9 protein-coding genes are annotated in these 11,715 nt (G+C 42.9%); 3 read left to right on the plus strand and 6 right to left on the minus strand.

From position 1 onward, the window contains the following. Nucleotides 1-159: 159 nt before the first annotated feature. The 6 genes from ACPC58_RS09245 to ACPC58_RS09270 form a co-directional block, all read right to left on the minus strand. Nucleotides 160-2,022 (minus strand): proline--tRNA ligase, encoded by a 1,863-nt coding sequence (locus tag ACPC58_RS09245; RefSeq protein ID WP_434065852.1) that lies wholly within the window; start codon nucleotides 2,020-2,022, stop codon nucleotides 160-162. Nucleotides 2,023-2,296: 274 nt separating this feature from the next. Continuing rightward, nucleotides 2,297-3,556 (minus strand): RIP metalloprotease RseP, encoded by a 1,260-nt coding sequence (gene rseP / locus ACPC58_RS09250; protein ID WP_434065853.1) that lies wholly within the window; start codon nucleotides 3,554-3,556, stop codon nucleotides 2,297-2,299. 9 nt (nucleotides 3,557-3,565) lie between these two features. Then, a complete protein-coding gene (locus ACPC58_RS09255) occupies nucleotides 3,566-4,372 on the minus strand; it encodes a phosphatidate cytidylyltransferase (RefSeq protein WP_434065854.1) in 807 nt (268 codons plus the stop codon). A gap of 9 nt (nucleotides 4,373-4,381) precedes the next feature. After that, entirely contained in the window at nucleotides 4,382-5,137 is a 756-nt protein-coding gene (locus ACPC58_RS09260; RefSeq protein ID WP_434065855.1) for an isoprenyl transferase, read from the minus strand. 114 nt (nucleotides 5,138-5,251) lie between these two features. After that, complete coding sequence (gene yajC, locus ACPC58_RS09265) at nucleotides 5,252-5,575, minus strand: preprotein translocase subunit YajC (protein ID WP_024396366.1); 324 nt, start codon at nucleotides 5,573-5,575, stop codon at nucleotides 5,252-5,254. A 109-nt stretch (nucleotides 5,576-5,684) separates the two neighbouring features. Further along, a complete protein-coding gene (locus tag ACPC58_RS09270; protein ID WP_274504488.1) occupies nucleotides 5,685-6,977 on the minus strand; it encodes an adenylosuccinate synthase in 1,293 nt (430 codons plus the stop codon). 364 nt (nucleotides 6,978-7,341) lie between these two features. Here ACPC58_RS09270 and gshAB point away from each other — a divergent pair, with 364 nt between their 5' ends. The 3 genes from gshAB to dusB all read left to right on the plus strand — a co-directional run bounded on the left by gshAB (nucleotide 7,342) and on the right by dusB (nucleotide 11,633). Then, nucleotides 7,342-9,573 (plus strand): bifunctional glutamate--cysteine ligase GshA/glutathione synthetase GshB, encoded by a 2,232-nt coding sequence (gshAB, locus tag ACPC58_RS09275; protein ID WP_434065856.1) that lies wholly within the window; start codon nucleotides 7,342-7,344, stop codon nucleotides 9,571-9,573. Nucleotides 9,574-9,769: 196 nt separating this feature from the next. After that, a complete protein-coding gene (gene hslO / locus ACPC58_RS09280) occupies nucleotides 9,770-10,636 on the plus strand; it encodes an Hsp33 family molecular chaperone HslO (RefSeq protein ID WP_174846568.1) in 867 nt (288 codons plus the stop codon). After that, complete coding sequence (gene dusB / locus ACPC58_RS09285; protein WP_172036533.1) at nucleotides 10,629-11,633, plus strand: tRNA dihydrouridine synthase DusB; 1,005 nt, start codon at nucleotides 10,629-10,631, stop codon at nucleotides 11,631-11,633. Before hslO ends, dusB begins: the two co-directional genes overlap by 8 nt. Nucleotides 11,634-11,715: the final 82 nt, after the last annotated feature.

Genomic DNA, 11,715 nt, shown 5'->3' on the forward strand with positions numbered 1-11,715 from the left:
AAGAATTTATTGTACAAGCTGATTAAAACCATGGAAAAGCTACCAGAAGCTAGAATCTTCTGTACAACCTCAAAAGTGGAAACAGCATATTCTTGTTGTCGTGGGATAACCGATTATATCAACAAAGACTTGGCTATCATCAACCAAGTCTTTTTCTGTTTATTCATTTTCTTTAGTAAGAATTTGAAGAATTTCAAGGAGTTGATCTACATGAACTTCTACAGTATCACCTGTGCCCTTGATTTTCACTTCGACAATACCATCCGCTGCTTTCTTACCAACTGTCACACGGATTGGCAAGCCAATCAAGTCACTATCAGAGAACTTCACGCCGACACGCTCATTACGGTCGTCAGTTAATACTTCATATCCTGCACCAACCAAACTTGCTTCGATAGTCTGAGTCAATTCCATAGCTACTTCGTCTTTGACATTGACTGGAATCAAATGCACATCAAACGGTGCTAATTCTTTAGGGAAATTGATCCCCCAAGCGTAACGGTATTCGCCTTTAGGTGTCTTATTAACAAAGAGGCGAGCGTGTTGTTCAAGAACCGCTGACAAGAGTCGGCTAACACCAATTCCATAGCATCCCATGATAATCGGCATAGAACGACCATTCTCATCCAAGATGTTGGCATTCATGCTGTCTGAATAGCGTGTACCGAGTTTGAAGATGTGACCAATCTCGATACCACGGGCAAAGTTGAGAACACCGTGTCCATCTGGAGAAGGTTCGCCTTCCTTGACTTCACGAATATCCACATACTCAGTCACTTGGAAATCACGCCCTGCATTTGCACCTGTGTAATGGAAACCGTCTTCGTTGGCACCGACAACAGCATTTTTCACATCTTGCACCTTGCGGTCTGCAATAATCTTGATGTTTTCTGGCAAGCCAACTGGTCCAAGGGAACCAAAACCTGCACCGAAGATTTTTTCAGCATCCGCTGGGCCTGCTACATCAAAGAAATCTGCTCCAAGGTAATTTTTCAATTTAACATCATTGACCTGGTCGTTGCCAACAAGTAGGGCAACAACAGGCTCCCCATCTGCCATAAAGAGCATGGTTTTAATAGTTTGCTCTTCCGGAACATTCAAGAAGGCGGCCACTTCATCAATTGTTTTTGCATCTGGTGTAGCAACTTTTACTAATGTCTCTTCAGCAACCACAGCTGTCCGTGGTTTGTACTCACTCGTTGCCATCTCTAAGTTGGCAGCGTAGCCAGATTCGCTTGAGTAAGCGATGGTATCTTCACCAGATATAGACCAAGCCAAGAGTTCTGCTTTAATCGCTTCAAGGACATCCTCTGGGATTTCCTCAAAAGAAGCAACCGATTTATCCAAGACAACCCAGCGATTTAGATTGGTACGGTCTGGGGTGATAGCCATAAATTCTTGACTATCCTTACCACCCATTGCACCACCATCACCGATAATGGCCTTAAACTCCAAGCCTGCACGAGTGAAGATTGCCTCGTAAGCCGCCTTGTAGTCATCGTAGGTCTTGTCCAGACTCTCATAGCTAGCATGGAAGCTGTAGCCATCTTTCATGATGAACTCGCGACCACGGAGGAGACCATTACGAGGACGTTTTTCGTCGCGGTATTTTGGTTGGATTTGATAGATATTAAGCGGCAACTGCTTATAAGATTGAACTGCATCACGCGCTAAAAGGGTCACCGTTTCTTCGTGGGTTGGTCCCAAGATAAAATCAGAACCTTCGCGGTTTTTGAGTTTGTATAAGTCATCGCCATATGTTTCATAACGACCTGACTCACGCCAGATATCTGCTGACAAAAGCGCTGGCGCTAAAAATTCAATAGCATCAATTTTGTCAAACTCCTCACGCATGATTTTTTTCATTTTTTCAATCACACGGTTTGCCAATGGCAAATAGCTGTAAATACCAGCAGAAATCTGACGAACATAGCCCGCACGCAACATCAAAGCGTGGCTAATCACCGACGCATCCGAAGGCATCTCCCGCAAAGTAGGGATAATCAATTTAGACTGTTTCATAATTTAAGATATAAGTGCGTTAAGAAAACGAAACGAAAATAGGAAACCTAACGCAGTGCCTTTGGCACAAGGCAGGTTTATCTTTTTCGTAAAGTTTTTAGCACGCATTCAATTCCTTTCGTAGTTACTTGATTGGAAGACAAAGAATTATTTTTTCAAAACCCTCGCTGACGCTCGAGTTCAAATCTGAAACTCTCTGTTCCTTTCTTTTTCGTATTTTTCAGAACATCCTGCGTAGCACGCATTCAATTCCTTATATTAATTTCAATTTATTCTAGAAGAAAACACGTATAATGTCATTCCATGTGACTACTATCATAAGAACTACCATTACGGCCACACCCGCTAGGGTAATATAAGATTCTGTTTCTGGCTTTAATGGTTTTCTACGTATTGCTTCCAGAATATTCATCACAATTTTACCACCATCTAAGGCTGGAATTGGAATCAAATTAAATATTCCAAGGTTAATGGAAAGCATGGCCATTAGCCCCAATACAGATGCCAAACCAAATTCAGCAGCTTGGGCACTAACTTTATAGATGGCTACAGGACCACCCAATTGTTTCACATCAAAGTTTGCAATAAGATTTTTCAAAGCTGTTACAATCAAGAGTGCCGTCGCGCCTGCTTCTTGGAAACCACCGACTATTTTATCAATGAAGCCCGTCTTCAAGATTGGTGAAATCCCAATTCGATAGGTTCCGTCCACTTTCTCCGCAGTAACGGTCACATTTTTGGTTGCTCCATCATGTTCCACAACCAAATCAAAGCTTGGAGCAGTTGTTGCATCTTCCGCCGCCTTGCTAATGATCGTCGCGACTTCTATGTAACTGTCTGTTGCATCACCATTGACAGATAAAATTTTATCACCAGTCACAAGTCCAGCTGCTTGTAAGGCACCACCATCAGTAATAGTAACTGCATTGCTTGACGAATCGGGGACCCCACCTTGCATGAACATCAAAAAAATAAAAACTAAGATGCCCAAAATGAAGTTATTCATCGGCCCAGCAAAGTTGGTGATCAAGCGCCCCCAGACTGTCGCATTTTGGTATTGAACATCCAGTGGAGCAATTCGAACTTCAGTGCCATCTTCCTCGACAATCGTTGCATCGTGATCAACTTTATAAGTCTTGCTTTCTTCCAAGACCAAGCCTGTGATTTCTAATTTTTCTTCGAAATCAAAACTAGTCACATTCATCGGTAAGCTAAGGTTATCTAGCTGTTTTCCACTTAAATTTATCCGCGTCACAACACCAGCTTCATTCAAGCTGAGGCTGGCAGGAGTCCCTGTCTTAATCTCTGTCTTATCCTCACCCCAACCGGCCATTCGAACATAACCACCAAGAGGAAGAATACGAATCGTGTAAAGCGTCCCATCCTTACCTGTATGAGCGAAAATCTTTGGCCCCATCCCAATCGCAAATTCCCTTACAAGGATTCCTGCTTTCTTAGCAAAGTAGAAGTGACCAAATTCATGGACGACTACAATGACACCAAAAATAAAAATAAATGCTAAAATTCCCTTCATAGGACCTCCTTAAAATAGGCCAAAAAAGTGCATTATCGGAAAGACAAAAATCATACCATCGAAGCGATCCAATATACCACCATGTCCTGGAATAATTTTTCCAGAATCCTTTACACCAAAATGGCGTTTAATAGCACTTTCAACTAAATCTCCAAATTGTGAGAATATCGAGAAAATCACAACTAGCAACAACATCATGCCGAAGGAATAACCAGCCAACAAAGACTTATCGACAATCAAGAAAATGATAGCAACTACCACCGCAGAAAGAATACCACCTACAAAGCCTTCAACTGTTTTATTCGGTGAAACCTTTGGTAATAGTTTTCTGCGTCCAAACCGGCGTCCAATCATGTAAGCGCCTATATCCGTAGCCCAAACCAAACAGAGGGCAAAAAATACCTTATCTAGACCATCCATTCGAGCCAATACCAAGCTATGGAAGCCAATTCCTACATAGAAGCTTGATGCAATTGGAAAGACTACGTCTGAATAATTGTATCGACCAATATTGAAAACTGTAGCCCCAAGAAGAAGGAAGACTACAATCGCATATGCTGTATAGTTCCCATCTGTCGGCAAGAATGTTAGATAATTCTGTAACGGAAGCGTCAGTACTAGACTTGCCAACATGGCTAAAACACCTTCAATTGAATTCGGCGCTAGACGACGCATCTTAATCAGCTCAGCTGTCGCAATCATTGCTAATAAACCGACAAAAAATTGAAAGGCCATGCCTCCAGCTAGCAAGAAGGGAGTGAAAATAGCTAAAGCAATTGCACCAAATATCACTCGTTTCTGTAAATCATTTGTCATAACTTCTCCCTATACACCACCAAATCGTCTATGACGTCGGTTATACTCTTTAATCGCTAATTTGAGGGCATCTCCATCAAAATCAGGCCAAGCAACATCTGTAAAATACAACTCACTATATGCTGATTGCCAAGGCAGAAAATTGCTGAGACGGAGTTCGCCACTTGTACGGATAACTAGATCGGGATCGCGTAGCGCTGGTGATAAGGTCCCTGTATAGAGGTAGTCCGCAATTAATTTCTCGTCAATATCTCCAGGATTAAACTTGGCATCCAAGACATCTTGCGCTATGGCCTTAACTGCTCGAGTCACCTCATCACGACCACCGTAGTTCAAAGCGAAGTTGAGAATTAATCCAGTATTATTCTTCGTTTTTTGCTCAGCCTTATAGAGAGCATTAAGGGTGGCTTGAGGTAGTTTGGAATAGTCACCAATCATCTGAATTTTGACATTATTGGCATGGAGTTCAGGAACATACTTATCATAAAATTCCACAGGAAGGTTCATTATAAACTTTACTTCTTTTTCTGGTCTAGACCAATTTTCTGTAGAAAATGCATACACTGTCAATACTCGAACACCCAAGTCAGAAGCAGTCTTAGTAACTTTTTGTAGGGCATCCATACCTGCTTTGTGCCCCATAATACGGGGTTGCATCCGCTTTTTCGCCCAACGACCATTACCATCCATAATGACCGCAATATGCTTTGGAACTTCTATTGCCGTCTCAATGCTTTCTTTCTTTTTAAACTTAAACGTAAACATGCTATTTTCCTTCATTATATAATCGTTTCATTATACCATATTTTTTGCTAGGATAGCAAAAATCAGGCAAGTCTAAAACAAGAGAAAACCAAGGTTTCCCTCGGTTTCTCATCCTTATTCTTCAATAGCAGATTCTGGGGTTGCTTCTTTCGTTTCAACTGCAACTTCTTCAACTACAGCAGTTGATGTGTTAGAACTAGCGACACGATTACGAATCGCACCACGCTCAAATGTTAAATAGATACCATCGATATCAAGAACAACCTTTTTGTCATCTATTTCGTCGACAATACCATATAAACCACCAATTGTCACAATTTCATCACCTTTTTTGATTTGGTTCAATGCTTCTTGGCGTTGTTTTTGTTGTTTACGTTGCGAATAGAACATAAAGCCTATCATGGCAACCATGACAAGTGGCAAAAATAAACCTTCCATTTGTTTACCTCATTTTTTGTTTGATAAGCTTGATTATACCAAATTCTAAACAATAAAGCAAAATTAGACTTGGCCAAAAAAGACCGAACATTCGTTCAGTCTTCATACACTATTTTGCACTCCATACACTCTCAAGAATGTTAGTCTGTTCACGGCCAGGACCTACTGAGAAAGTTGAGATACGAACCCCTACCAATTCGCTGATGCGACGAACATAGTTGCGAGCCGCTTCTGGCAATTCATCCAAGCTACGTACACCTGTGATGTCTTCGGACCAACCTGGCATCTCTTCATAAATTGGTTTACAACGTTTCAATTGCTCCAAACTTGCAGGATAGTGGTCAATACGCTCACCATCCAAATCATAAGCCACACAGATTTTCACTGTTTCAAGGCCTGATAGAACGTCAATAGAATTGAGTGATAAGTTTGTAATACCTGATACACGACGGCTATGGCGCATGACAACAGAGTCAAACCAACCGACACGGCGAGGACGACCTGTTGTCGTACCGTATTCTTTACCGATTTCACGGATGCGGTCTCCGATTTCATTGTTCAATTCAGTTGGGAATGGTCCATCACCAACACGGCTAGTGTAGGCCTTACATACACCAACCACCTTGTCAATCTTGCTTGGTCCGACACCACTACCGATTGTCACACCACCTGCAACAGGGTTTGAAGAAGTTACAAATGGGTAGGTACCTTGGTCAATGTCCAACATAACCCCTTGCGCCCCTTCAAACAAGACACGTTTCCCTTGATCGAGAGTATCATTCAAAATTACAGAGGTATCGGTCACATATTTCTTGATTTCTTGACCATATGCATAGTATTCTTCAAAGATTTCATCAAATTCGATTGGTGTTGACTCGTACATTTTTTCAAATAGACGATTCTTTTCTGCCAAGTTTACTCGCAAACGCTCTGAGAAAATATCTTTATCCAAAAGATCTGCAATACGGATACCAACACGCGCAGCCTTGTCCATGTACGCAGGACCGATACCTTTGTTGGTTGTACCAATCTTGTTTTCGCCTTTTGATTCTTCTTGCAATTGATCCAATTTGATGTGGTATGGCAAGATAACGTGTGCGCGGTCTGAAATCCGCAAGTTATCTGTTGTAACACCTGAATTATGGAGATAGTTGATTTCCTTCACCAATGATTTTGGATTGATAACCACACCATTACCGATAACAGAAATCTTTTCTGGGAAGAAGATTCCTGATGGAATCAAGTGCAATTTATATTTAGTCCCGTCGATAACGATAGTATGCCCAGCATTATCTCCACCTTGATAACGCGCAATTACTTCAGCATTAGCAGATAAAAAGTCTGTGATTTTACCCTTACCTTCATCGCCCCACTGGGTTCCTACAACAACTACTGATGTCATACTCACTCTTTTTCTGAACTGGCTGACCAGTCCAGCCTTTCTTCTACTTCTGGCAGGAATCTCACCTGCAAGTTTCGTTTTACACATTATTTTATCAAAAAACGAACATTTTTTCAAGAATTTTCGTTATTTTCAATTATTGCGAACATTATAGTCAAATATTCTTTTTTTACAAAAAAATACTGAACAAATTACACCTCCAAACATTTTTAAAGAAGTTTTTATGAAGGATTCCCGAAATCTTTTATCACTTTCAATTGTTTTCAATGATATTTTCACAAAAAAACGTAGCAGAAATTTGTATTTGTCTATCAAACTAGATAAAATTGGAATAAGACTTTAACAGAAATAAGAAGGACTGAATATGTTACAGAAATTATCCCCAAATAGCCCTATTCTTCAGGCCACCTTCGGTATTGAACGAGAATCCTTACGCATCAATGCAAACCACAAAGTTGCTCAAACACCTCACCCAGAAAAGTTAGGTTCACGTAGCTTTCATCCGTATATTCAAACTGACTATAGTGAGTCACAAATTGAATTGATTACCCCCATTGCTCATTCCACTAAGGAAGCGAGACGATTCCTTGGTGCGATTACAGACGTAGCGATGCGATCAATGGATAAGAGCGAATACCTTTGGCCCTTATCCATGCCACCTGTCATTTCAGAGGACGACATCCAAATTGCTCAACTAGAAAGTGACTACGAATACCAGTATCGCATCGGCTTAGGAGAACGGTATGGTAAGCTCCTCCAGTCTATGTCAGGTATTCATTACAATTTTGAATTAGGAAAAGACTTAACCCAACAACTTTTTGAATTAAGCGAGGAAACAGATTTTGTCGCATTCAAAAATAACCTCTACCTCAAGTTGGCACAAAACTTCCTCAACTATCGCTGGCTCTTAACTTACTTATATGGAGCAAGTAGTTTAGCCGAAAAAGGATTTTTATCCGAGAAAGTCGGTTGCGTTCGTTCCATTCGCAACTCCAAACATGGCTATGTTAATGCCGAAGACGTTCATATTTCTTTCTCTTCTCTCGAACAATACGTGGCTGACATCGAACAAGCTGTCCAGTCTGGTCAACTATCCGCCGAAAAAGAATTTTATTCCTCTGTTCGACTACGTGGGGCCAAAACGAGTCGCGACTTTCTCAGCAAGGGGATTTCTTATCTGGAATTCCGTACCTTCGACCTTAACCCCTATGACCCGTTTGCTATTAGTCAAGAAACCCTCGACACCGTTCATCTCTTCCTCTTAGCCCTCCTTTGGCTGGACCAACTAGCTGACGTAGACAATGCTTTAACAAAAGCAGATAGACTGAACAACCTCATTGCCCTAAGCCACCCCCATACACCTCTACCTAGCGATGCTGATCCCACATCAATCTTGATTGCCATGAAAGCTATAGTCATGCACTTTGGACTGGACGACTACTATAGGCAGCTCATTGCACATGTGGAGGCAGCTCTTCAAGACCCGCGACTAACCCTTTCTGGAAAAATAGCAGAGCAGGTTAAAGATGGATCTCTGGAACATTTCGGCCAGCAACAAGGACAAGCCTTTCATGACTATGCTTGGACAGCCCCTTACGCCCTCAAAGGCTATGAAAATATGGAACTCTCTACTCAGATGATTCTCTTCGATGCTATCCAGATGGGCTTGAATGTGGAGATTTTGGATGAAGAAGACCAATTTCTCAAACTTTGGCATGATGACCATATTGAATACATCAAAAATGGCAATATGACATCCAAAGACAACTACGTGGTTCCTCTTGCCATGGCCAACAAGGTTGTCACTAAGAAAATTTTAGCAGAGGCTGGTTTCCCAGTTCCTGCGGGAGCAGAATTTGCAAATAAAACAGATGCCCTGCGCTATTATGGACAAATTTCCAGCTCTGCCATTGTCGTCAAGCCTAAATCCACCAACTTTGGCTTAGGAATCTCAATCTTCCAAGAACCAGCTAGTCTTGTAGATTATGAAAAAGCCTTAGACATTGCCTTTTCAGAAGACAGTCATGTGCTGGTAGAAGACTTCATAGCCGGTACCGAATACCGTTTCTTCATACTAGATGGAAAATGTGAGGCTGTCCTGCTCCGCGTCGCAGCTAATGTCATAGGTGATGGGCATTCAACTATCCGAGAATTGGTCGCTCAAAAAAATCAAGACCCTCTGAGAGGACGTGACCATCGTTCACCACTTGAAATCATCAATCTCGGTGAAATTGAACTACTTATGTTAGAACAGCAGGGCTATACTCCAGATACAGTACTTCCCGAGGGCATTCAAGCCTTTCTACGCGGTAATTCTAATATCTCAACGGGTGGTGACTCAATCGATATGACTGACCAGATGGGTGAATCTTACAAGCAATTAGCTGCCGACATGGCACGCGCAATGGGGGCCTGGGTTTGCGGTGTAGATTTGATTATCCCAGATATATATCAGGCAAACAGCAAAGAAAAACCGAACTGCACTTGTATCGAACTCAACTTTAACCCAGCTATGTACCTGCACACCTATACCTTTGCAGGACCAGGACAAAGTATCACACCAAAAGTTCTACGGAAACTGTTTGCGGAAATTTAACACTGAATGATCCATTGTCAAAAGCCTTGATAAGTAAATGAATCCAGAGGAACTTTTCTCTCAATTCCCACGAAATTAAAAGTTAGAGAGTTTACTTTCTTTCTAATGCGTTAAATAAAAACTGGCTGAAACGGTCAGTTTTTTCTTATGGTCGTCTCCTTTCCGCATTTTCTTTACTTGTGCTATAATTAAAGTTATGGATAAAATTATTAAAACACTATCAAAAAGCGGGCATTTCCGTGCCTTTGTGCTAGATAGCACAGAAACCGTGAAAACAGCCCAAGAAAAACACCATACTATGGCGTCGTCCACCGTTGCTCTGGGCCGCACTCTCATTGCCAATCAAATTTTGGCTGCCAATGAAAAAGGCGATACAAAAATCACCCTGAAAATTTTGGCCAATGGAGCCGTTGGTGCCATTATCTCCGTGGCCAATACCAAAGGTCAGGTCAAGGGCTACATTCAAAATCCAGACTTGGATTACAAACGGACAGCGACTGGCGAAGTCATCGTTGGACCTCTTGTGGGGAACGGACAATTCCTAGTCATCACAGACTACGGAACAGGCCACCCCTACAACTCCATGACACCCTTGATTTCTGGTGAAATCGGTGAAGACTTTGCCTACTTCCTAACAGACAGCCAGCAGACGCCTTCTGCGGTGGGACTGAACGTTTTGTTGGACGAAGAAGATAAGGTCAAGGTAGCTGGCGGATTCTTGTTACAAGTTTTACCAGGTGCAACTGAGGCTGAAATTGCCCGTTTCGAGAAACGCATCCAAGAAATGCCTGCCATTTCGAGTTTGCTGGCTTCTGAAAACCATATAGAAGCTCTGCTATCCGCTATTTATGGCGACGACGACTTCAAACGACTGTCAGAAGAAGAAATCGGTTTTGTCTGCGACTGCTCTAAGGACCGCTTCCTCGATGCTCTAGCCAGCTTGCCAAAAGCAGACCTGCAAGAGATGAAGGAAGAAGACAAGGGCGTGGACATCACCTGTCAATTCTGCCAGACCCATTACCACTTTGACGAAAACGATTTGGAGGAACTCATCAATGGCTAATCTTAATACCCCTTTCATGATTGGTGATGTGGAAATCCCCAATCGCTGCGTGCTGGCCCCGATGGCTGGCGTGACCAACTCGGCCTTCCGCACCATTGCCAAGGAAATGGGCGCAGGCCTGGTCGTTATGGAAATGATTTCCGAAAAAGGCCTTCTCTACAACAACGAGAAGACCCTTCATATGCTCCATATTGACGACAACGAATACCCTATGTCCATCCAGCTTTTCGGCGGCGATGCCGAAGGACTGAAACGGGCTGCCGACTTCATCCAAACCAACACCAAGGCTAATATCGTAGATATTAACATGGGCTGCCCTGTCAACAAAGTCGTTAGAAACGAAGCTGGTGCCAAGTGGCTCAAGGACCCCGACAAGATTTACCACATCATCAAGGAAGTGACCTCAGTCCTCGATATTCCCTTGACTGTTAAAATGCGGACGGGTTGGAACAATACCGACCTAGCGGTCGAAAATGCCTTGGCTGCAGAAAGTGCCGGTGTGTCTGCCCTGGCCATGCACGGACGGACCCGCGAGCAGATGTACACAGGAACCGTTGACCTGGAAACCCTCACCAAGGTGGCTGGTAGCCTGACTAAGATTCCTTTCATCGCAAACGGCGACATCCGCAATGTAGAAGATGCCCGTCAGCGAATTGAAGAAGTCGGGGCCGATGCCGTCATGGTCGGACGGACTGCCATGGGCAATCCTTATATCTTCAACCAAATCAACCACTATCTTGAAACTGGAGAAGTCCTACCCGACCTCTCCTTTGAAGATAAACTCGAAGTCGCCTTCGACCACCTGAACCGATTGACCAATCTAAAAGGCGAATCCATCGCCGTACGTGAATTCCGTGGTCTTGCCCCACACTACCTCCGTGGTTCAGCAGGTGCTGCCAAGATCCGTGGCGCCGTTGCCCGAGCAGAGACTATCGAGCAGGTCCAAGAACTCTTTGACCAAGCTAGAGAGGCCTATCAAGAACGGATTGCCAAATGATAAAGAAGAGGCTGGGCAAAAACTAGCTTCTCACAATAAAAAAACGAGCAGTTCCAATTAGGAGTTGCTCGTTTTCCACTTC

Origin of the sequence: Streptococcus sp. VTCC 12905 (assembly GCF_049893385.1) — a bacterium.
GTDB lineage: Bacteria > Bacillota > Bacilli > Lactobacillales > Streptococcaceae > Streptococcus > Streptococcus suis_AA.

What these genes read in the sequence shown, in the direction of transcription:
- ACPC58_RS09270 (WP_274504488.1), bottom strand. Translation starts at nt 6,977, where the DNA reads ATGACATCAGTAGTTGTTGTAGGAACCCAGTGGGGCGATGAAGGTAAG.
- ACPC58_RS09260 (WP_434065855.1), bottom strand. Translation starts at nt 5,137, where the DNA reads ATGTTTACGTTTAAGTTTAAAAAGAAAGAAAGCATTGAGACGGCAATA.
- ACPC58_RS09245 (WP_434065852.1), bottom strand. Translation starts at nt 2,022, where the DNA reads ATGAAACAGTCTAAATTGATTATCCCTACTTTGCGGGAGATGCCTTCG.
- yajC (WP_024396366.1), bottom strand. Translation starts at nt 5,575, where the DNA reads ATGGAAGGTTTATTTTTGCCACTTGTCATGGTTGCCATGATAGGCTTT.
- dusB (WP_172036533.1), top strand. Translation starts at nt 10,629, where the DNA reads ATGGCTAATCTTAATACCCCTTTCATGATTGGTGATGTGGAAATCCCC.
- rseP (WP_434065853.1), bottom strand. Translation starts at nt 3,556, where the DNA reads ATGAAGGGAATTTTAGCATTTATTTTTATTTTTGGTGTCATTGTAGTC.
- gshAB (WP_434065856.1), top strand. Translation starts at nt 7,342, where the DNA reads ATGTTACAGAAATTATCCCCAAATAGCCCTATTCTTCAGGCCACCTTC.
- hslO (WP_174846568.1), top strand. Translation starts at nt 9,770, where the DNA reads ATGGATAAAATTATTAAAACACTATCAAAAAGCGGGCATTTCCGTGCC.
- ACPC58_RS09255 (WP_434065854.1), bottom strand. Translation starts at nt 4,372, where the DNA reads ATGACAAATGATTTACAGAAACGAGTGATATTTGGTGCAATTGCTTTA.